This window comes from Anaerocaecibacter muris (assembly GCF_943192945.1).
Classification (GTDB): Bacteria; Bacillota; Clostridia; order Christensenellales; family Pumilibacteraceae; genus Anaerocaecibacter; species Anaerocaecibacter muris.
This window is the reverse complement of record NZ_CALPCE010000002.1, coordinates 19,841-42,235: the sequence shown is the minus strand read 5'-3', so window position 1 is coordinate 42,235 and position 22,395 is coordinate 19,841. Positions and strand designations below refer to the sequence as shown.

Below are 22,395 nucleotides of genomic sequence, written 5' to 3'. Positions count from 1 at the left end.
CTCTGCTTTAATAATTATCGATTGTCGGGTTATTTCGTAAGCTGTTTAGCCGTCACGGTAAATTCTGTCGGTTCGGTAGCGAACGACAGGACCGTGCCGAATCTGTTTTGCACAAGCTCGCCGCGATATACCTTGACCGTAACGAGTTCGTCGGGTTTGACAGTGGCGATAGCGTCGTTATAGTTCAACAGCGACTTGATTGCAATGCCGTTGATCTCGGCTATTTTGTCGTACTGCTCAAACGTGCCGCTTTCCGCCGCTATAACTTTATTGACGTAAACCGTGCCGTTCGACCCGTAAGCAACGTTTATTCCCAGCGTGACCCTGCCGCTGACAACGCCGTCTTGCACAAGGTCGTCGAATATAGCTTTGGCTTTATTCGCGGGTATGGCAAAGCATATCCCTTCCACTTCCTCGTCGCTCGTTTTGGCGTTGACAATGCCTATAAGATTGCCGCGCATGTTAAACAGTCCGCCGCCCGAGTTGCCGGGATTGATTGCCGTGTCCGTTTGCAAAAGTTCCATAGTGTAATCGCCGACGGGGATAGACCGCTTTGTCGCGGACAGTATGCCTTTTGTGACCGTGCCGCCGAGCGATCCGAGCGGATTGCCTATCGCTATCAAGTCCTCGCCGATTTGCAAGCTGTCGCTGTCGCCCCAAATAGCAACGTTGAGCGTGCTCGCTTCCTTAATGGTCACGACCGCTATGTCGTCGCGCTCGTCCGCCGCGACAAGCGCCGCGGTGTAAACATCGCCCGAATGTAACGTAACTTTAATTTCGCTCGCGCCGTCGATAACGTGGTTGTTTGTCACAATATAATATGTTTCAAACGCCGCGTCGTGCGCTACAATCACGCCGCTGCCCGCGCCCGATACGACATACTGCATGCCCCACTGCGTAATAACCGTGTTGGTCTGTATTTCTACGACGGTGTCCGCAACCCTGCGCACGACGTCCGCGGTAGTGCTTTGCACAGCCGTTTCGACAGTCGTGTAAGACACAATTCTCTTGCGCGCGCCGTTATCTGTTTCGCCGCAAGCAACGCACATCGCGGCGACCAACGTTGCAAGTACAACGGATAGGGATATTCTTCTTATTCGTGTATTCATCATAATGCTATTTATCTCCGTTTCCATACCGTTATTGTATGCTTAATTTAAATTATATCCCAATAGCTTGATCGCGACATGAGAGGAGTATGTCGTTTACTATAAAAGTTTGTGTCGATACTGTGTCCGAATATGTTACCGCTCGCAAATATACAGCTTTGCGAGCGCGCGGGTGTACGCAACGTATTTTTCCGTTTCGCCGAGCGCGCCGCAAGCGTAAACGCGTTCGTATTCCATGCCCTTGCTCTGCGCCACGGTGTAAAGCTGTCGCGGCGGCACGAACGTTTTTAAATACTCGCCCGTCGCAACGTCGTCCGCGGAATATATAACCGCGATACGGTCGTCGCCCGCGTCGGCAATCGCTCCGCGCACTTCGTCGAGAGCAATATGCTCCACCGTACCGCCGTCCAGCCCGAGCGACGTGACGGTCATGCCCAACAGCCGATTGACGTACTCCGTTATTTCGCGGGCGTTGCGATAATTTTCGTTGAGCGCATAATGCTTTACATCCTTCCACAGCCCGTCGATTTTATCGAAGTCGCCTATTCCGCGCGTCTTGTTAATCTGTTGGTTGGTGTCGCCGTATACGTTGACCGTGGTCTTGGTGCACTCCGCGAGAATTTTGTACTCGTTGTAAAAATAATCCTGACCCTCGTCTATAAACAACGCGCCCTCGAAGTCGGGTTTGCCTATGACGTAACAGTACGCCGTCAACAATAAGTACAGCTTGCATTTCGTAAGCGCCGCGCCCAGATCGGGAATAAACGGGAACTTTTTGAGATCGATAGCGATAACGGGCGCGCGCGGCTTTTTAATATCGGGCGCGACATACGACCCGCGCGACCACGCAAGCTCGCGCTCGTACTTATCCATTTCGTCACGGTATGCGGCGATACGCTTTTTGTAATTGGTTTTGACCGAGCCGAGCGTGGCTATAAGTTTGCGCTTTATGCCGTCGCCGTAACACGCCGCAACCGCGTCGTCCGACAGCGCCTCGTCACCGCACGTCTGCGCTTCGCTCAACGCCTTGCGTTCGGTCGCCTTTATGCCATGTAGCGACAGTATGAGTTCGCGATACAGATCGGGCATTGTCACGCGCCGCGCCGCGTTTATCATAAGATCGTCCACCACGGGTTGAATATGCTCGGTATAGCGTGCGCTCGGCGCGACGACCACCGCGCGTTCCAGCTCGATTTTTTTGTTGAAGCTCAAATACTCCAAACGCTGTAACAACAGCATGGTTTTTCCGCAACCCGCGCACCCCGACACGACGCAGTTTTCGTCGGCGGGGCGGATTATTATTGCGTTCTGATTGGCTTGAATGGTGGGGATTATGTCGGTCAATCGCTTGTCGCCGCGCTTGACTTCCAGCATGTGCGCCAAAAACTTGTCGTAAACAACGCCGCCTGCCTCGATCGAATAGTCTTGAAACACCGCTTCGAGCTTACCGTTGCGTATGTCGAATTTGCGGCGGAACACCACTTTGTATTCGTACCCGCCGTACTCTATTTTGCCGTCCTCGAACCGCTCGTACACCTTGTTGCCGAGCGGCGAATTGTGCGAAAACACGATTATTTTTTCTTTGTAAATAATGACGTTCGCGCCGACGTATATATCCGCGTCGTCGCCCAAATATTCGTCGCAGTCGGACAGTGTGCGAGCGCGCGTCATGGACGGCGCGTCCGCGCGTCCGCCTATCCTGCCGAGCGGAGCGAGCCGCATGCGCGCAAAATACGGCGTGGACAGCGACTTTTTCAAAATCTCTATATCCCGCCTACGCACGTCGTGCCTGAACTTTTCGGTGCGGTATTCCTCGACCTCGTTCTCGTCGTAAATATCGACCACTCTGTAAGCGAACCCGTCGTTTTCCAGCAAGTCGATCTGCTCGCGCATCATTTCGAGCACGCGCTTTAAGTGTTCCGCTTCCTCCGCAATCTGCTCGGCGTTAAAATTTTCGCTTTCAAAAAAATCCATAATCTTAATTATATATCCTTGCCCGCGTTAAGTCAAGCCCGCCGACAAAATCCGCTCGCTAAAATTCGGGCGTGTATGCCGACGACGCAGAGCAAAACTCTTGAAAATATCCCGTTTTAAACCCCAGCTTGACAGCGTGCTCGGCGACGACCTTGTATTCTATTTTGCGCAGTCGCACGCTCGGCTCGCCCACGCCGTTGGGCGTGAACTGACTCATGAGCGACAGCACGACGTCCGTACCCCAACGCCGCGCTATGTCGTCGATAACCGCTATCGAGTTTTGCACGCAGTCGGGCAGCACCAAATGCCTTATTATAAGCCCGCGCTTTAATATGCGCTTGCCGCCATGCTCCGTCCACTCGTCGCACGTTTTGCGCATTTGTTCAATAGCGTTCACAGCGATTTGCGGATAGTCGCTCGCGCGCGAAAGCCTGTGCGCTATATCGCTGTCGGCATACTTATAATCGGTCAAGAACACGTCGGTAAACGCGCTTGCGCGGCGCACCGCGTCAACCGTGTCGTAACCCGAAGTGTTGTATATAAACGAATTGTCGCGCTTGCACAGCGGCAACGCGCGCTCTATGGCGGACAGATAATGCGAGGGCGTGACAAGGTCTATTGCGCCGCGCGCACCGTCGAAAACTTTGGCAAGCGCGTCGTCCGAGTATTCCTCGCCCGCCCCGCCGCGGCTTATTTTATGATTTTGACAATACGAACAGCCGAGCGAACACCCGCCGAAAAACACCGCCGTCACCGAACCTAAACACGGTTCTTCGTACTCGAACGGGTCGATTATCTTTGCTATACGCGCGTGCTTTGCGCCGCCGCAAATACCGACCGCACCGTCATCGCGCGCCGCGCCGCAACCGCGCGGGCAGTCGTAACAACGCTTCATTTAAGTATCGCTTTAAGCACGACGCGCCGTACCGTCGGATAGCTCAAATCGCCGTCCAGCCAAAACGTGACGAGCGGCAACCGCGCGTCGGCGCAAATAGCGGCGACCTTGGCGTCGCGGTCCTGCCTGTCGGCGCGCAAATGCGATCTGTCGTTGAGTTCCACCAACAACAGCGGCGCAAACGTGTCGCGATCCACAAAACAATAATCGCATACGCGGAACAGTTCGTTGCGATACGACGTGTTTGTCTTTTTGTCGATGACGTTTATCAGCGCGACTTGGGGCACTACTTCGTATTTATCGGGCGCGATCTCGCGCAGTTTCATCAAAAAATCGTATTCGGGTCGGGACAGCATTGTGCCCTTGCGCTCGTATCGCGCGTTTAGTTTTATTTTTTCCTTGGGCTTGTAGAACAGCGCGAACAGACAAAATATTATGAGCGCGACGCTCACGATTGTCATTATCCAAAACGTGTCCTCGTGAAAATTCCTGAAAAACGGCATAAGGCTGAACGTGAATAACGTCAGCCCGACAAAAAAGAATATTATATAAATAGCTTTGCGGAATTTCACAGACTTACTCCGAAATGGCGACGCGCCGTCGCGCCGCACGGTCGCAGGCTTGTTGCAGCCGTATTTTTATGCCGTTTCGGACAAGTCCGCGACATCAGTCGCGTTCCGTCCGCCCCTTTACCGTATGTATGCGCAGGTTATCCCGCGTATTACTTGTTGCTACTCGATTTGTTGCTTTTGGGAAGAATAACTACGCAACGGTACGGCTCTTTGCCCTCCGACGCAGTCGTAACTCTGTCGTCGTCCGTAAGCGCGTTATGCACCGTGCGACGATCGACGCGTTCCATCGGTTCGAGCTTGATTTTGCGCCGCTTTGCCGCGCACTCGTTGGCTCTGCGCCGCGCCATGGCGGTAAGCGACGCCGCTCTGCGCTCGCGATAACCGTTGCAATCGACGGTTATGCTTATGTGGCTCTTTTCCGCGCGCGCGCAAGTTTCGGCAAGGTACGACAGCGCGGACAGCGTTTCGCCGTGCCGACCGATTATCAAAGAATCGTCGCCCTCCGCCGCGGATATGGATATGTTCTCGCCGCTATCGTCCGCTTCGACGGTGGCGACAAAGCCCATTTTTTCCGTTACGTCTTTTATGAACGCCAATGCGTGCGCCGCCGCGACTTTGTCCTCTGCGCTCAACTTGCGGGGCTTGCGCTCCTCGCCGCGCGCGTCGCCGTTCGATTGGGGCTGTACCGCTCCGCCTTGCTCCTGCGCTTTGTCCTGCGCTTGCGCTTTTTTTCCGTCCGACTCGGGCTTGCGGTTTTGCGCCGCCGCAGACGCGTTTCCTCCGTTGTTTTTCGCCGACCGTTTTTGTTCGGACGGCGCGCCGTCGTTTTTTGATTGCGCCTGCCTGTTTACGGGTTGCGCTGTCTCCGCTTTCTTTTCCTGTTTGGGCTGCGGTTTATCCGAGTTGGTCGGCTTGCTTTCCGCCGTCTTTACGGGCGGCGCGGTGCGCTCGGCTTGCGCCGTCGGTTGCGCCTTTTCGTCCTCGCGTTCGAGCGTAATGCGTACTTTTGCTTTGCGGAACAGTCCGCCCGCCTCTACAACCTCTACGTTCACTTCGTCAAGGCTCGCGCCGAGCTGTTTAAGTCCTTGGCTAATCGCGTCGTCGATTTTTTTCGCGGTAACTTCGATTGTCACTTTCCTAACCTACCTTTCGCCGAACGGCAAATATTATCGGGGCTGTCGTGTAAACAAAGCCGCGACCGTGCCGCGACCTTGAATAAAGAGCTTTCGCTCCGTTATTTTTTCTTGTTCTGCTTGGACGACATATCTACGCCCATAAGCTCGTTGGGATCGGGTCTGCCGCCGCGCTGAACGGACCGCACGGACGAACCCGCCGACTTTTTGGCTTTTTTATCCGCCTTGCTCGGCTTGCCGACGTTTGCGTCGTTCCCGCCGACGGTCGCGCTAACCGTAACTGTTTCCTTCGCGCCCGCATTGGGGTTTGCGCCCTTGACGTAATGAATAATGGGCGACTGTTTGTAGTTGACCGTGCGCGTGCTGCCCGTCGCAATGCCGTGATTGCGCGACTGTCTACGCTTGTCTATAAGCCGAATAATGCCCGTGAACGCGAAGTTAAAGAACAGCGTCGTAGCGCTGTTGACCGTCATGTACAGCGCGAATATCGACGCGTACTGCACGGCGAATATCGCCATCATTATGGGCATGATTATCATCATGACTTTCATGCTCGTAGCTACGCCGCCTTTGGCGTTTACCTGTCCCGCGCGCTTTTGCTGGAACATGGTCAAAAGCTGCGACGCGACCGACAGAAATACTACAAGTATGGGCAGTATCAAATAACCGTTTGTGCGGCTTTGGGTCTTGTCGCTCAACAGCTTGCCCATGACCTGTTCGTACATGTTGCGGTTGAACGCCTTTGCCTGTTGGTCGGTAGAGAGCTTGCTCGTGCTTGCGTTTTTGTAATCGTCAACGCCCTTGACAAACGCGTCCCACGACAGTACGGCTTGATCGCCCCACGGCACGTCGGGCGCCCAAATGTTTTTAATCCACAGGAAGGACGCTTGAACTTTATCTATGCGCTTTGTGCCCTCGCGCATGAGTTTAAAGTCCTCGGGTAGCTCGTACCCTTCCGGCACTATCTTTTTATACTCCTCGTCTTCGGCAATGCTCTTGCGAAGTTTGTCCGCATAACCCTCGTCCAGTCCGTAATAGTACATCTGATACACAACGTCCTGTCCTATCTTTTCGGCTATGGGTTTGAGTTTGGCTTCCTCTGCGGTCGGATTTTCCTCGTCCGCGGGATCGTAAATCTGAGTGTAAACGTACTGATATTCGTCGTACATGGTCGTATATTCTTTAAACGTCATGTACTCGGCTATCGTCTGCATGGAAATCCACAGCGTGATAAACACGACAAGCGTGGCTATCATGGGCAGACACGACGAAAAATAGCTGTAACCCTCTTTGCGGTTTAGCTCCATTTGCTTTTGCGAAAACGCCTGCTTGTCGCCGCCGTACTGCTTTTGGATCTTCTCCATAGTCGGCTTTAACCGCTCGGTTATTTTTTGGTTCTTGTTCATTTTGTACCGCTGATAAAAATCGAGCGGCGACAAAACAAGTTTCAACAGCACGGTAAAAACGACGATACGCCAGCCGTAATCGGCGACGAACGCGAACGTTTTGAGTATGAGCAAATGCCACATACTGCCCGGGGCGGCGACGCCGGGTGTAACCGCCGCAGGCGTCGCGCCGAGGAAAGCTAATACGGAATTTAAAATAGCCATTTCATATCTCCGTGAGGGTTGTCCGGAACGGGGTCGAACCCGCCCGCCTTCCACGGCACGCAACGCAACAACCGCTTTGTGCCGAGGAATATGCCTCTGATCACGCCGAACCGCTTTATAGCCGTGACCATGTAGGTCGAACAGCTCGGCGTGTATATACAAACGTCGGGGGTCAGCGGCGATATGCACTTTTTGTAAAAGTACACAAGCCCCAGAAACAACCACCTGAACGTAAGAATATCGACGAGAATACGTTTGCCGCGCCGAGTCATTTCATAAGCCCCGCGCGAGTGAACAGACTGACAAGTTCGCCGTCGAGCACGTCGTAAGACTTGCCCGCGGCGGACGGATTGGCGACGACAATCGCCTGACAGCCCGATATGGAAGAAAGCCGATCACCCACCGACGCGCGCAGTCTGCGTTTAACCTTGTTGCGCACAACGGCTTTGCCGACTTTATTCGACACCGAAAAACCCACCCGAACCGACCGCGCGGGCGTAAAAATCAAAACCACGTCCGTTTCGGACAGACGCTTGCCCTTGCGGTAGACGTAAGAAAACGAACCGTGTTTATTCAGCCTGTTCGCTTTATTAAGCAATTATTTGCCGAGCGGCGTGGGCGTAAGACGAGCTCTGCCCTTGTTGCGACGGCGTTTGAGAACGCGGCGTCCGCCCTGCGTTTTCATTCTCTGACGAAAACCGTGAACTTTGCGTTGTTGACGTTTCTTGGGTTGATAAGTTCTTTTCATAATGTACTCCGAAAATCTGCGGTCTGCGCCGCAATAGCATACTACCGACAATTATACAGTAATTCACGCTTTAAGTCAAGCGGTTAAACCCCTTCCGCCCCGACTTTAATCGAATTATAATGCAAACGCAACGTCGAATTTTGTATGCCGCAATGTCGGAATAAAAAATACTGCGCGACTACAACCGTTCGTGCAGTATTCCCGTACGCGTCGGCGCAAAAACGTAAAAGCCTTGCATGCCGCCGAGTGCGCGTGCGCAAGCCGCAAACTTTTGTATATCGGTAAAATAGCCGAGCACCATACCGCCCGAGCCCGTGAGATTGACCGCCGCGCCGTGCGACTTTAACAGCTCGGCGTTTTTCTGTATCTGCGGCGCAAGCTCGCACGCGGGTGCGTACAGCGCATTGCCCGCAAGCTCGACCGCCGACGGGTCGCCCGACAGCAACAGCTCGCACAGCTTGTCGTTATCGGTCGGACAGAACGCGCCGCTCTCGTGCAAGCGATCGAATTCCGCATAAGCGCGCGCAGTCGAAACCTCGCCCGACATCAGCCCGACGATAAACAGCTCCGCTTTGTTCTCTATAAAAAACAAATCCTCGCCCGTGCCGCGAACGCGCGCAAGCCCGCCCGTAAGCATGAACGGAACGTCCGACCCGACGGATAACGCAACATTGCGCATGTCCACGCCGCGCGCGGGAAGTTTATACATAACGTCGAGCGCGCGCAACACCGCCGCGCCGTCGGCGGACGATCCGCCCAGCCCCGCGCCGATAGGTATGCCCTTTTCGACGGTAATATCCCAACCGCCGCCTATCACGGCTTGAACGGCGCGCGCCGCTTTTGCCGCCGTGTTGTCCTCGCCTATATCGGCGTTGACAAACCGCACGTTGATTTTATCGTCGCTCCGCTCTGTCACTGTCACGGTGTCGAACGCGTCGAGCGACAGCATTACGCTGTCCAGTTCGTGCAGTCCGCTGTCTTTGTTTTTGCCTGTAATATTGAGCGATAAATTTGCTTTGGCAAACGCTCGAAGTCTTACGCTTTGTCCCATGCAACGATTATACCACCGCCGCCGCGCAATGTCAACGCCGCGGCGGAATTATTTGTCTCCGAGCAACCCCGCCCGATACAGCATATCGCGCCGCCCATATTATCGCTTAAAAAATGTCAAACCGCTAATTTTTTATAATTTGCCCGTCGGCGAGGTTTTGGAAAATCAGCCAATACCCGTTGCCCGTCGGCGTTTCGCGTTGCGACGGCAACCATTGCGCCTCGTCGCCGAGCGGCGAAACCTTTTCGTACACGCCGCCGACGGCATAACACAAAAACGCATTGCCCGCGCGCCCGACGGAAATTTTGTGCCCGTCGAACGCAACTTTCACCCACTCCATATCGGTCAACAAATCGCCCAGTTCTTTGTCCTTTTCGGCGTTGGCAAACAGCTTATCTATGTCGGCGCGCGCCCGCTCGAAAAAATCGGACTTGCGCAAAAACCTTACGCTGTCGTTTACGGGAGTTTTGCGCACGTTCTCTTTGCGTACAAGCGGCATGCGCTTTGTGCGGTTCTTTAACCACCTCGCCGCGAGTGCCCACGGCATATCGCCGTCGTAACTTTCCTCCGCCCGCGCCGCAACCGTCGCGGCGGCTTCGATTTGAGTCGGCGCTACGGGCGTTGCCGTCACAGCGGGTTGCGAAGTCTCAACAAAATTGTCCGACTTAACGGGTTGAGTCTGTTTGACAGTCTGTATCGATTGCGCCTGTTGCTCGTGCCTATCGGTGCGCGTATGTTGCTCTGTTTGCGCAGGCGCGTCGGTCGGCGCGGTTTCGACAACATATTGCGTCGCGTCCGTATCTGCTTCGCCGACGGGCGACGGTTGCGGTTGACTTTGCGAATACTGCGTATTATCGTCCGTTTGAGCGTTTGCTATCGCGCCGAACGGCTCGACGTCCTCCGCAAGTTCGCCCAATTCCTCGGTCAAGTCGCTGTCGGTCACAGTCGTTTCGGCTGTTTCCCTCCGATCGTCCGTCGGCGCGTCCGCTGCGGAAAAATCCACCTCGACGGACGGGCTGTCCGCTTGTTCGGCTTGCATGTTCGACGTGCTGTCGGCACGGCTGCCGTCGAGCGCGGCGGTCGTTTCGGCGGCGACAAGATTGCGCGCGGGGATATTGGGCGGCGGCACGACGCGCGGCGCAAGCCCGTCGAGCACGCGCGGCGTGTCGAGAAACCCGTCCACTTCGCTCATACGCGATTGAAAATCTATGGGCGTATAAAAATCGGATTCGGCAATCGCCTCGTCGCCGTAAATCGCCAAGCGCGACTGCGGAATACCCGTGCCGTCGGGCATGGGCAAAACCTGCGGGCGCGGCGCAATGGGCGGAAGCGCGGCGGCGGGCGTGCCCGTTAGCACGGGCGCGCGCCGATCGTTCTTGTTTAACAAGTCCATCAGGTTGGCTTCCCACATGCGCTTGCCGTTAGTGCCGTACAGCCGCAAATGTTTGTCGAAAACGGCGAAGTGCAATTCGTCGATGTTGCCCGCATTGACCGAGAACACCGCGGCGGGATTGTTTCCGCTCGGCAGATCGCGCACAAACACAGACGTTCGGGTGACAATACCCGCTTTAAGATCGTCGCACCGCGGCATGTCGAACGTGCGCAAAGAGAACTTTACGCCCTGCGCGCTCTTTTCTATAAGCACGACGCCTTTGCCGTCGCCCGATAATATAAGCATCTTTTTTTCGTACAGCATAACTCCACCTACACGCAATAATACCGTATAATGTATGCCGCGTTTTGTTATATTTATGCTATGCGGCGCGAATGTTGTCGGCATGCCTAATAGCAAAAACCGCACGCACGGCGCGGCGCAAAAATCCGTCAAGCAAAAACGCCCGCCAACGCGCAACCGAAAATGTCAATAAAAACCCACCGCTCACGACTGAATACGCCGACATAAAACGCGCGCACCGATTTAGAGCACGCGCGTCGTAACGCCGAAGTATCGATAAATATTTACTTTATATCATTGCTTGGTAACGTCTTTTATATCGTCGCGGACATAAAGCCCTTGAAGTTTGGGGAAGTCCACGCCGAACCACTTGACCGCGCGTTTGAGATCGGCAGGCACGACGAACTTGTTTTTTGTGTCGTTTATGTCGAAGTATTTGATACGCCCGCCGCCCACCGAACCGTAAAGCGGTCTGCCGTCTTTAAAGACAATCTTGCACTTGTGCCGCTTGCCGTCGATTTCGACCGAGCCTTTGTATATTTCCCTGTCAACCTTGCCTATGCGCATATCCGCGTCCATATCGGCAAAAAAGTCGAAGCGATAGCGCGCGCAACTCATTCTTTCCAGCCGCAACGCCTCGCCGCGATCGACTTCTATAATATTTTCGCCGTCCGAAAACGCCGTGCGCGTTTTTGACAGCACCTGAAAACAATATCGCTTGCCGCTCGACCTGTCAATGTAAGTATACTGCAAAAAGCTCATCGGGAACATCACGCGCAACGCGTAATTGTACACCACGACTATTATAATAAGCACAACTCCGACAATCGCGCCCACCGTCGCCAAAGTTCCGTCGGCGACCATGGAAATAATAAGCATAGCGACCGCCGCGCCGCCCAGCAAAAAATTGAGCGCGAGCTGCCACGCCTTGGTCGTAAAAACGTCGTTGCGCACGCTCGTTATTTTTTGCGCGCGATCACGCAACGTCTGCGAAAACCTCGCGCGCATGTCGTCGGCTTGGGACTTTTCGGTCGCGCCGTCCGCGCCGTTCGATTGTTCGGGTTGCAAGCGGTCGTCCACTCTATCTGCTCTCCGCGCCGTCGGGATATTTGCCCGTAAAGCAAGCGTCGCAATATCTGTCCGCAAGCCCCGCGCGCGCAAAAGCCGACATAGGCAAGTATCCGAGCGAATCGGCATCTATGGACTTGCGTATTTCTTCCACACTCATACGCACTGCGGCAAGCGCCTTGCGTTCGGGAATATCCGAGCCGTAAGGACAGGAGTACACGAACGGCGGCGAAGCTATGCGCATATGCACCGCTTTCGCGCCTGCGTCCTTGACCAAGCGAATAAGGTTTGCGCTGGTCGTGCCGCGGACGATAGAATCGTCTACAAGCACCACGCTCTTGCCCTCTATCGCGCCGCGCAAAGCGTTGAGCTTAATGGACACGGCTTCGCGGCGAATTTCGTCCGTGCCTTTTATAAACGTTCTGCCGACGTAAGAATTTTTCATCAATCCGTCAACATAACTTATCCCGCTCTCGTAAGAATAGCCGAGCGCGAAATGCAAGCCCGAACTGGGCACGCCGATAACAATATCCGCCTGCGCGGGCGCGGCTTTGTACAGCTCTCTGCCTATATCTATGCGCGCTTTATAAACGCTTTTGCCGTCTATGTACGAATCGGGACGCGCAAAGTACACGTACTCGAATATGCACTGCGCGGGCTTGACCTTGCCCACCATGCTATCGAAATGCGTAACGCCGTTGTCGTCGATTTTAATCAGTTCCCCGGGGCGCACGTCGCAAACGGTCTGCGCTCTTATAACGTCGAACGCCGCAGTTTCCGACGCAAAGAAGTACGCATTGCCGCGCTTGCCGAGCGACAGCGGCTTAAACCCGTAAGGGTCGCGCACCGCCATAAGTTTTTTGGGGCTCATAAGCACTATGGAAAACGCGCCTTTCAGCTTGGCGGCGGTGGCGAGCATTGCTTCCTCCGCGCTGTGCGTCTGCGTGCGCGCAACGGCGACCATGTTCATTACCATTTCCGCATGACTGGACGACTGAAAAATAGCGCCGCGGCTTTCCAACTCCGAACGCAGTTCGTCGTAATTAGTAATAGTGCCGTTCATGCAAATGGTCATCGACCCCTTGCAATAGCGCGACACTATGGGTTGAACGCCGTCGTTCTCCTCGCCCGTGTAGCCGTAAAGCACATGCCCCACGCCGATTTTCCCTTTGAGCGTGGGAAGATTGTACTTTGTAAAAACTTCGTTGACAAGCCCTTTACCCTTGACCGTGTACAGCTTGACATAGTCGTTGGTTACTATGCCGCAACTCTCTTGACCGCGGTGCTGTAATGTATACAGCCCGTGATACAGGTCGAGCGCAACGTCGCCGCCGTCAAAGTCATAAGCGCCCATTACTCCGCATTCTTCGTGAATCATTGTGTCCGCCTTTGTAATAAGTGTCGGTTATCGCCCGCCGCACAGAAAAAGTTAAGCACGGCGCGCACATGTATTGTATCATATTCGCGCGTTTTTTGCAACCGCCAAAAGGCTGTGCACGACAATTTCCCGATTTTTTGTAAATCAGAGTAGCGGAATCGCCTTGCCCTTATCACCTCCCCATCATTTCGACCGAAGTGAGCGTCAGCGAACGTAGCGGAGAAATCAAGGCGTTAGCCGCATGATTTTTTGTTTTGCTTTACTACTCTGCGGCGGTTCGCCTTGATTTCTCGACAAGCTCGAAATGATGGGAGTATAAGCATTTCTTTTCTATATACTCTAATCAAGTTTTGCGAAGAGCAAAACTTCCGCAACTATTATCTTTTATCTATTATTTATTATCTTAATCCCCCCATCATTTCGACCGAAGCGCCATAACTTTACGCATGCACTTAATCGGGTGAAAACTCAATCGGCTATTAAAGTAAACACACGAAATAAATCCAATCTATGATTGGCGGAGAAATCAAGGCGACAGCCGCCCTATTTAAAATCAACCACACAAAAATCAAGGCTTGCGATATATCACAAGCCTTGCGCCTTTTACATTACTTATTATCTACTGCCCGTTATTTCCCGCGCTCACTCTTTCGGGTATTAAGTCGGTAAGGTCGGGATACTCGGCAAACACCTCTATTCCGTTGTACAAGTCCGCTATGTCGTTTATGATATTGCGGATATTGTTGTAATCGTTGCTCAACGTGGTGTTGTTCCAAGTTTCTATCGCTTGCGTTTCGGTCAAGGTCTTGCCGTATTCGTAATCCGTTTTGTATCCTTTCAACGCGGTGAACAGCGCGTTTGTTTTGACATAGACCGAGTTCGCCTTGTTCTGGATTATGTCGTTGTACGCTTTGAACTCCGTTTCGGTGGTTTCCGTGAAGTTGACTTCGTCATCGACGAACGCCGCGGCTTGCGCATTGTAGTCGAGTATCGCTTGTATAGCGCGGTCAAACCCGACATCGGCAAAGTCCGCCGCCCTGTACGGATTGGCGTTATTTTCGTCGAACACGCGTTTTTGCGTGGACGGGTCGATAATCCACGGTTGGTTTTCGTAGTTAAGGTTGCTCAAATTGATAAACAGTTCGAGCCGCGCGCCCGTAAGTTTTTCGGCGTTGGGGTCGTCCCCGCTTTCCTTTTTGAACACAAGCTCGACGAGCCGACCGTACATATCCTTATCGGGCAAAAACAGCTTGTTGCGGATATAGTACGCGCCCTTATTGAAATGCTGGCAGAATACCGCGCTCTTGTGTTCGTACTCCGCCTCGACATAACCGAACGCGGGCATAAACGTAAGCCCGCCGAAGCACGAAAACACGAGCGTAATGGCAAACGCCCACAGCGCGCCGCGCGCCGCGCCGAGCACAAAGCCCGACAAGCGGGACAGCGGCGATTTCTTTTTGCCTATATACGATTTGATAATGACGGTGACTATAACGAGCAACAGCCGCGCGATCATAAAAATTCCCACGCCGCAGATCGCCGAGAACATGATGAACGCAAGATATAAAGCCGTGCCCTGCGCCGCGTCCACACCGACAATGTTTGCTTTGTCAATAATTTCGGCAATGGGTTTGTAGAAGTTTTCGAGCAGGAACGGAGAATAATTGCCATCGCCCAAAGACCCGTAAATCCATTTGGCAAGCGAAAAGTCCGACTTTTCGCCGAACCCGTTGCCGAGCACGAACGTCTTAACGCCCTCTATGCCGAGCAACGCTTCCGCAATGACGTTTGCGAGGAAAAACGCCAAAAGGAACGCAATCAAGAACGCGCCCAAAGCCAATACCGACTTTTTAAAGCCTTTAAACACGCCGACCAATCCCAAAAGCACAATCAACGCTATTATACTGATATCAATCCAAGACATATAATTCCTCCGTTTACTTATTGCCTTGTAACGTTTATTTTAAACGTCCGCTTTTTGTTGCGCCCGCGGCGTATAAACGTCGCGCAATCGGGCAAAAATCGGCGTATGACTTTCGACGATTTTACATTACCCGATACTGCGTCCGTCGGCGCGGAGCCGCTTGTCGGATCCGAACGCGACTTCGAGTTCGACTGCGCGCTGTTGAGCCTCGGCAAACTCCCCGTCGTGCTGTGCATAGGTTCCGACCGCGTCACGGGCGACTGCCTCGGTCCGATTGTCGGACAAATGCTCGTGGAGCGCGGCGCGCCCGCGTTCGTTTACGGCACGCTCACCCGACCCGTGACCGCGCTTAATCTAAAAGACGCGGTCAAACACATCAAGGACGCGCACGGCGATAAAAAGGTGCTCGCAATAGACTCGTCCGTGGGCAGGCTGGGCGACGTGGGAAAAATCCGCATAGCGTTCGGCTCGATAGCCCCCGGCAGCGCCGACGGGAAAAAGTTGCCCAAGGTCGGCGACGTATCTATTACCGCTACCGTGACAGACCCGCGCAAAACCCCGCTTTCTGCGGTACGGTTGGGCACGGTGTATTCGCTCGCCGTAGATATAACGGAACGCATACTTCGTTGTCTTCGGTAGGCTTACTGACATTTTAGCACAAACTTTGTGATTTTGTCATTAACAAAACATTAGAATTTGATTAGAACGCGACCGAAATAGCGGTTAATTATAAAATTTAAGCCGTATTCCCGCCCGTCGCGCACGATTGCAGTCAATTCGCGCAAATACAGCCCCATGCGTTCGCGCGATTTTTCGCTATGCGACAATTCCGACAAACAGCCCGATAAACGCATGTTTTCCCCCAATTTTCGACCGCCTTGTATAGGTATACTGTACGCATGAAAAACGAAACGAAAAGCATATCGGAAATTTTTGCGGACGCGCTGCGCGCCGACGACTCGCCCTTTGACGGCGATTGCGCCGACCGAGCCGACGATCCGCCCGCGCTCACGTCGCACTATTCAAACGCGCTCGAAGCGTTGACGGCGGTCGCCCCGCAAGGCAGTACCGTGCGCGTCGTCGGGTTCGACCGCGCGGATATATTTTTGCGCGCGGGCTACCGCGTCGTGGACGGCGACGCGGACGTCACGATCGCGCGCGGCGGCGAGCGTGAATTCGACGCGGCGCGCAAGACCGAGTGTAAAAAACTTATTCTCGCGCCCACCCGCGCTTATGCCGCGGCGGACTCCCCGTCGTATCGCACAAAGGATAAAGCGTTCGCCGTAATGCGGCTCGGCAAAAAACCGTTCGCCGCAGTGTTCGACGCGAAAGACGCCGACAAAAATCTCGCCTCGCTGTTCGGCGAGGTAGTCGCGCTCGACCTCGCGGCGTTCGATCTGACGTTCGGCGCATACATGCGCGGCGAGCGCGCGGACGGCACGACTGCCTCGGACATAGCAAAGCTGATAACAGAAACTACGGCGGAACTCAAATCGAACGAAAAGAACAGAACGAAAGCGGCAGAAACGCTTGTGCGCGCGGGCGAAAAATGCGCGCGCATAGTAGAACGAACGCCCGAACTCTTGCACAATTCGGGCGCGGCGCAGACCGCGGAGGCGTTGCGCATGCTGTACGCCGCCGAGGACAGACCGCTCGGCATGCGCGGCGAAACGGAAATGTTGCTGTCCGCTTACGTGACCGAGTTTTACATAAAAAGTCTGACGACCGTCAAAACCGAATTTCCGCCCGACAACAGCCGCCGCATTGACAGCGTTTGCGAATACTTCGGCACGGACGTGCGCCGCGCGTGCGTATACGCAACGGCTATATACCCGCCCATGAAAATGCGACTTTACGAGTATCGCAGGGACGAATTTCGCACCGAACAACTGCGCATGCTGTACGAAATAAAACGCCGTCACTCCGCGGCGTGGCAGGTATTTAAACGACTCTATCCCGACGACGGATACGGGCTTAAAACGCTTATCGACAAAACCGATATAGGGATATGCCTCGCGCTCGCGCCCGACGTGTTCGCCGCCGATACAATGCTGTCGTTCTTGAAACAAACCGGCAGACTGGAAAAGTATATTGTTTAATACTTTTCTGCGGTGGTTCGCCGATCAATCGACAAGCTCGGAATGATGGGAGTGTTGGTTATTGCCGCCCACCCTTGCGGCGGTTCGCCTTGATTCCTCGGCAAGCTCGGAATGATGGGAGTATAAGCATTTCTTTTCTATATATATCTAATCAAGTTTTGCTTTACGCAAAACTTCCTCAACTCTTATCTTTTATCTCTTATTTATTATCTAAATCCCCCATCATTTCGACCGAAGCTCCATAACTTTATGCATGCAATTAATCGGGTGAAAACTCAATCGGCAATTAAGTAAACACACGAAAGAAATCCAATCTGTGATTGGCGGAGAAATCCAGGCGTAAGCCGCACCAAGCACAGCTTGGATTTCTGTCGTGTGTGGGCTTTGACCGTTTATTGTGTTTGCTCCCGAATAATTGCGTTACGTTAGTGTAATCTTGTACTCCCTGCGGCAGTTCGCCTAGATTCCTCGGCAAGCTCGGAATGATGGGAGTGTTGGTTATTGCCTCCCAATCTTTCGGCGGTTCGCCGATCAATCGACAAGCTCGGAATGATGGGAGTATAAGCATTTCTTTTCTATATATATCTAATCAAGTTTTGCTTTACGCAAAACTTCCTCAACTCTTATCTTTTATCTCTTATTTATTATCTAACCCCCCCCCCCATCATTTCGACCGAAGCTCCATAACTTTATGCATGCAATTAATCGGGTGAAAACTCAATCGGCAATTAAGTAAACACACGAAAGAAATCCAATCTGTGATTGGCGGAGAAATCCAGGCGTTAGCCGCACCAAGCACAGCTTGGATTTCTGTCGTGTGTGGGCTTTGACCGTTTATTGTGTTTGCTCCCGAATAATTGCGTTACGTTAGTGTAATCTTGTACTCCCCGCGGCGGTTCGCCTTGATTCCTCGGCAAGCTCGGAATGATGGGAGTGTTGGTTATTGCCTCCCAATCTTTCGGCGGTTCGCCGATCAATCGACAAGCTCGGAATGACGGGTGGTTTGGCTTTACACGCTATCATAAAGTCAAATTACCATATTATAACTCATTTATTGCGCACTTTGTATTCTTAATTCTACATCATAATACATAAAATATATAGCACGGGAAATAACTCGCATTTGTGTAAAATATGTGTGTTTAATGTAAAATTATGAATTATCTTGAAATAAACCCTTGACATATCCTTATTTCCGTGATATTATGTAAATAATAAATTTTTCCATCAGGAGGTAAAAATGGAAAAAAGTGCAAAGAAACTGTGCGGCTTCATTTTCGCCGCGCTCGTAGCTGTCGGGCTTGTGCTCGCAATCGTCGGCATGTGCACGGGTATCGTGACTATGACGGTAGGAAGCGCGTCTAAATCGGTAGGCTTGTTTGACGCGGAATGGGCTGAAATGGAAAAAGCGGCAGAAGGCGCTGAAATGTTTGGCATAACCGTGCCGTCGCGTACTTTCACCCTTATTTCGTTTATCGTCTTGCTTATCGGCGCGGTAGTTCTCGTTATTGACGCCATACTCCGCGTGTTCATGGGCAAAGACCTCAAAATCGTCCGCATAATCGGCGTTGCGCTCGCTTTTGTAGGCGCTATCCTCGTGCTTGTTGCGGGTCTTGTGCTTGCAGGCGACTTCAAAGACTTTGTGAAACTCGACTACAGCGCAGGCGTGGGCATTTGGCTCGGCTTTATCGGCGGTCTTGTTGCGGCTGTCGGCGGCGGACTTCCCCTGCTCAAAACATTTAACTAATAATCGGATTACTACATAATGCAAAATAAAAAATCCCGTTCGACGCGCTGTCGGGCGGGATTTTTGCTTGCGGGATTTTTGTGCACTATACGCCGCGTGCAACTTTATAGCCCTGCGGCGGGTGGCTTTACATTTATCAATCGGTCAAATATTTCATAAGCGATTTTACGCTGTCGAACACGACGATAGGAACTTTGGTCGCGTTGAACACGCCGCCGAACTTATCGAAGCCCGCTTTTACGTCCTTGACGTCGCCGAACTCTATTTTTGCGCCCGATCGCAACAGCGTTACGACGGTAGCGTTGATTGCGGCGGCAAGGTTTTTCATAAGCCCGACGTTTGCCAGATTTTTAAGTTCAGTCGGCACCGACTCGTAAGCGTCTTTCAGACGGGTCAACAGTTCGTCGCGCTCCGCTTCCGTTTTCAGTTGCGAAATTCTGCGGTACAGTTCTACGCGCATTGCGCCGTCGCAATAGTCTTTGGGAATAACGGCGGTAAAATCCACTTTCATGACGGGGTCTTTATGCGTCCGCAAGGTTTGCCCTTTTATTTCCGCGACAGCCTCTTGCAACAGCTTGCAATACAGCGAATAGCCGACGCTCACCATGTGTCCGTGCTGTTCCGCGCCGAACACGTTCCCCACGCCGCGTATGCGCATGTCCTGTTCGGCTATCTTCACGCCGCTACCAAGTTCGGTATAGCGCGACACGGCCTCCAAGCGTTCGAGAGCCGCGCCCGTCAGTTTGCTTTCGTTGCCGTAAGTAAAGTAAACCTGCGCCACGCGATCCGACCGCCCGACCCTACCTTTAAGCTGATACATTTGACTTAAACCCATGTTTTCCGCGCCGTATACTATCATGGTGTTGGCGTTGGGTATGTCTATGCCGTTTTCTATAATTGTGGTCGCGACAAGCACGTCCGCTTTACGCTCGGCAAAGCTCTCGACGGCGGCGGTAAGTTTGCGCTTATCCATTTGCCCGTGCGCATACGTAAACTTTATATCGGGCATCATAGATTGCAGTCTGCCCGCGTACTCGGCGATGCCCTTGCCCGTCGCGCCGCCCGTGACATAGTTATAGACAATAAAAACCTGCCCGCCGCGCGCGACCTCGCGAGTGACCGCGTCTTGCGCGAGCGCGTCCGAATATTCGGTGACGTACACTTGCGCAGGCAGTCTGCCCGTCGGCGGCGTTTCGAGCATAGACACGTCGCGTATGCCCGACATTGCCATGTGCAAAGTTCGCGGTATGGGCGTTGCGGACAGCGTAAGCACGTTAATATCCGTTTTAAGGTTTTTAATTTTCTCCTTGTCGGACACGCCGAACTTCTGTTCCTCGTCCAGTATAAGCAGTTCCAAATTCTTAAACTTTATGCCGCTGCCCAACAGCTTGTGCGTGCCGCACACAATATCCACCGACCCGTCCGCCAAACCGTTAATCGTTTTGGCTGTGTTCGGCTCGGCGCGCGACAGCGCGGCTACGTTAAGTCCGAACCGCTCCATACGCGCCTTGGTCGTGTTGTAATGCTGATGGCAAAGCACTGTCGTCGGCGACATGAACGCGACCTGCCCGCCCTGCGCCGCGACCTTGAACGCGACGCGCAACGCGACTTCGGTCTTGCCGAAGCCCACGTCGCCGCATATAAGTCTGTCCATTATCTTGCCGCTTGACAAGTCCGAATAGCACGCGTCGATTGCGGCGAGCTGGTCGGGCGTTTCTGTGAACGGGAAGTCCGCGGCAAACTCGTCCTCCATTTCCCCGTCCGTGGCGTAAGCCTTGCCTTTGACCGTTTCGCGCTTGGCGTACAGTTCCAATAGGTCGAACGCCATTGCTTTAAGCCGAGATTTGACGCGAGCTTTGGCGCGCTCGAACTCCGCGCCGCCCAGTTTGTTCAGCTTCGGCGGCGCGTCGTTAAAGTCGTACTTGCTCAACCTGCCCATGTTTTCGACAGGCACGTACAGTGTATCGCCGCCCGCGTATCGCACGGTTATATAGTCGCGTTCGTATCCGCCGAAGTCCACCGCGCCCACCGCTTCGCACAAGCCGATGCCGTGCGTTTCGTGCACGACATAATCGCCGACCTTGGGCAGTTCCGCCATGCCCGTGCGCCGCACCGACTCGAACGGGTCGCGCTTTTTGCCGACGTTGCGCATGCCGATAACGACGATCTGCGCGTCGAAGAACATACCGCCGTCCGCCGTCGGCGCGATATATTCCACCCCGAAGCAGTCCAGTTGTTCCAGCCCCTCTTTTATGTCCGCGGCAATAAGCACTTTAAACCCGCGCGACTGCCAGCCCGCAACGTCGTTTACAAGCTCCGCAAGATTGCGCCCGTACATGGGCAAGTCCAAACTTTTCAGCTTATACACCGCGTCGGGCGAAAAGAACCTGTTGTTGCTGTCTATCGCGTGAAAGCACAGCGCGCACCCGTCCGTCGGCGGCGCGCTTACAAGGTTGTCCGCCGCACAGTACGGCGCTTCGCCCGCGTCTATAAGCCGCTTGGCGCGCGAGGCGTGCTCGCGGTATGCAAACACGCACCCGTCGTACACGGTTTTGGCGTCCGCTATAATCATCGGCAAACCGCAAAACCTGTCGAGCGTGGTGTGCGGAAACAACGGCAATACGGTCTGCGCGCCGTCGGTATCGCCCGCACGCAGACGTTCCGCCAAGCGGTGCTCTATGGGTACGCCCGCGGTCTTGCGCCGCTCGCCCGCGTCTATCAGCTTTGCGATTGCCTCGCTTCGTTCGGCGGCGGGCGTTTCGGTCGCGGGATACGCCGTAAACTCGTCGATGCGCGCGCCCGCGCTCTGCGACGCAATATCGAGCACGCGCACGCTGTCGCACTCGTATCCGAAAAATTCGATACGCGCAGCCTCGCCGCTCGGCGCGCACACGTCCAGTATGTCGCCGCGCACCGAAAAAGTGCACGGCTCGTCCACGTGCCCGCACCTAACGTACCCCGCGGCGGTAAGCCGACTTATAATCGCGTCGGTGCGTTCCTTTTGCCCCACTTTAAAGGTGACGGCGGCGGAAGTGAAAAACGCGCGCGGCGGAACAATCTGCATCAACGCCTCGGCGGTAGTCACTACGACCGTGCTTTTTCCGCTTGCTATGTTGTACAGCGCGCGTGCGCGCATGCCCGAATTTTCGCGCGCGCCCGAAATGAGCAACACGTTGTTTTTGGGCAACAACAGCTCCGCCGACGGGTAGTGCAAAGACAGCTCGACAAACGCCGTCCGCGCCGCAACCACGTCCGCGCAAACAAGCAAAAACTTGTCGAAAGCGGTGCAAAACAATAATACGTCCGATTTGGTCAACCCGAATACGGACGTTTTTTTACCGCTCTTAACCGCCGCGACGGCTTCGCCTATACTGCCGCCCGCGGCGTTTATTACCTCGCCGATACTTCGCAT

Annotated in this window: 19 protein-coding genes; 3 read left to right on the top strand and 16 right to left on the bottom strand. The window is 53.8% G+C overall.

Annotated elements, in window-relative coordinates; all coding sequences use genetic code 11:
* Nucleotides 1–29 precede the first annotated feature (29 nt).
* The 14 genes from NFR57_RS01750 to NFR57_RS01685 all read right to left on the bottom strand — a co-directional run bounded on the left by NFR57_RS01750 (nt 30) and on the right by NFR57_RS01685 (nt 15,137).
* Nucleotides 30–1,136: a S1C family serine protease gene (locus NFR57_RS01750; protein WP_251182116.1), complete on the bottom strand. Its 1,107-nt coding sequence runs from the start codon at nt 1,134–1,136 to the stop codon at nt 30–32.
* 108 nt (nt 1,137–1,244) lie between these two features.
* Entirely contained in the window at nt 1,245–3,083 is a 1,839-nt protein-coding gene (locus NFR57_RS01745; protein WP_251182115.1) for a helicase domain-containing protein, read from the bottom strand.
* 58 nt (nt 3,084–3,141) lie between these two features.
* On the bottom strand, nt 3,142–3,978 hold the full coding sequence (locus tag NFR57_RS01740; RefSeq protein WP_251182114.1) for a radical SAM protein: 837 nt from the start codon (nt 3,976–3,978) through the stop codon (nt 3,142–3,144).
* Nucleotides 3,975–4,550 (bottom strand): DUF2726 domain-containing protein, encoded by a 576-nt coding sequence (locus NFR57_RS01735; RefSeq protein ID WP_251182113.1) that lies wholly within the window; start codon nt 4,548–4,550, stop codon nt 3,975–3,977. The genes NFR57_RS01740 and NFR57_RS01735 overlap by 4 nt, the downstream gene beginning before the upstream one ends.
* Before the next feature lie 149 nt (nt 4,551–4,699).
* Nucleotides 4,700–5,683, bottom strand: coding sequence for a R3H domain-containing nucleic acid-binding protein (locus NFR57_RS01730; protein ID WP_251182112.1), 984 nt, complete (start codon nt 5,681–5,683; stop codon nt 4,700–4,702).
* 101 nt (nt 5,684–5,784) lie between these two features.
* The gene (locus NFR57_RS01725) at nt 5,785–7,293 is read right to left on the bottom strand and encodes a YidC/Oxa1 family membrane protein insertase (protein WP_251182111.1); all 1,509 of its coding nucleotides are present in this window, start codon (nt 7,291–7,293) and stop codon (nt 5,785–5,787) included.
* On the bottom strand, nt 7,281–7,565 hold the full coding sequence (gene yidD / locus NFR57_RS01720) for a membrane protein insertion efficiency factor YidD (RefSeq protein ID WP_251182110.1): 285 nt from the start codon (nt 7,563–7,565) through the stop codon (nt 7,281–7,283). Before yidD ends, NFR57_RS01725 begins: the two co-directional genes overlap by 13 nt.
* Complete coding sequence (gene rnpA, locus NFR57_RS01715) at nt 7,562–7,891, bottom strand: ribonuclease P protein component (RefSeq protein ID WP_251182109.1); 330 nt, start codon at nt 7,889–7,891, stop codon at nt 7,562–7,564. The genes yidD and rnpA overlap by 4 nt, the downstream gene beginning before the upstream one ends.
* Nucleotides 7,892–8,041 (bottom strand): 50S ribosomal protein L34, encoded by a 150-nt coding sequence (rpmH, locus tag NFR57_RS01710; RefSeq protein ID WP_251182108.1) that lies wholly within the window; start codon nt 8,039–8,041, stop codon nt 7,892–7,894.
* A 178-nt stretch (nt 8,042–8,219) separates the two neighbouring features.
* Nucleotides 8,220–9,092: a 4-(cytidine 5'-diphospho)-2-C-methyl-D-erythritol kinase gene (locus NFR57_RS01705; protein ID WP_251182107.1), complete on the bottom strand. Its 873-nt coding sequence runs from the start codon at nt 9,090–9,092 to the stop codon at nt 8,220–8,222.
* Nucleotides 9,093–9,216: 124 nt separating this feature from the next.
* Nucleotides 9,217–10,788: a hypothetical protein gene (locus tag NFR57_RS01700; RefSeq protein ID WP_251182106.1), complete on the bottom strand. Its 1,572-nt coding sequence runs from the start codon at nt 10,786–10,788 to the stop codon at nt 9,217–9,219.
* Nucleotides 10,789–11,061: 273 nt separating this feature from the next.
* Entirely contained in the window at nt 11,062–11,847 is a 786-nt protein-coding gene (locus tag NFR57_RS01695) for a hypothetical protein (protein ID WP_251182105.1), read from the bottom strand.
* Nucleotide 11,848: 1 nt separating this feature from the next.
* Nucleotides 11,849–13,213: an amidophosphoribosyltransferase gene (gene purF / locus NFR57_RS01690; RefSeq protein ID WP_251182104.1), complete on the bottom strand. Its 1,365-nt coding sequence runs from the start codon at nt 13,211–13,213 to the stop codon at nt 11,849–11,851.
* A 619-nt stretch (nt 13,214–13,832) separates the two neighbouring features.
* Nucleotides 13,833–15,137 carry a CvpA family protein gene (locus NFR57_RS01685; RefSeq protein ID WP_251182103.1) on the bottom strand — a complete coding sequence of 435 codons (1,305 nt, stop codon included), beginning with the start codon at nt 15,135–15,137 and terminating at the stop codon, nt 13,833–13,835.
* Between the two features lie 105 nt (nt 15,138–15,242).
* Between NFR57_RS01685 and yyaC the strand changes: the two genes are divergently transcribed.
* Nucleotides 15,243–15,776 (top strand): spore protease YyaC, encoded by a 534-nt coding sequence (yyaC, locus tag NFR57_RS01680; RefSeq protein WP_251182102.1) that lies wholly within the window; start codon nt 15,243–15,245, stop codon nt 15,774–15,776.
* A gap of 50 nt (nt 15,777–15,826) precedes the next feature.
* Here the strand turns inward: yyaC and NFR57_RS01675 are convergent, their stop codons facing one another.
* On the bottom strand, nt 15,827–16,003 hold the full coding sequence (locus NFR57_RS01675; protein ID WP_251182101.1) for a hypothetical protein: 177 nt from the start codon (nt 16,001–16,003) through the stop codon (nt 15,827–15,829).
* A gap of 33 nt (nt 16,004–16,036) precedes the next feature.
* Between NFR57_RS01675 and NFR57_RS01670 the strand changes: the two genes are divergently transcribed.
* A complete protein-coding gene (locus NFR57_RS01670) occupies nt 16,037–17,236 on the top strand; it encodes a hypothetical protein (RefSeq protein WP_251182100.1) in 1,200 nt (399 codons plus the stop codon).
* 1,240 nt (nt 17,237–18,476) lie between these two features.
* The gene (locus NFR57_RS01665) at nt 18,477–18,983 is read left to right on the top strand and encodes a hypothetical protein (protein ID WP_251182099.1); all 507 of its coding nucleotides are present in this window, start codon (nt 18,477–18,479) and stop codon (nt 18,981–18,983) included.
* Nucleotides 18,984–19,119: 136 nt separating this feature from the next.
* Here NFR57_RS01665 and mfd read toward each other — a convergent pair whose 3' ends face one another.
* Nucleotides 19,120–22,395: a transcription-repair coupling factor gene (mfd, locus tag NFR57_RS01660; protein ID WP_251182098.1), complete on the bottom strand. Its 3,276-nt coding sequence runs from the start codon at nt 22,393–22,395 to the stop codon at nt 19,120–19,122.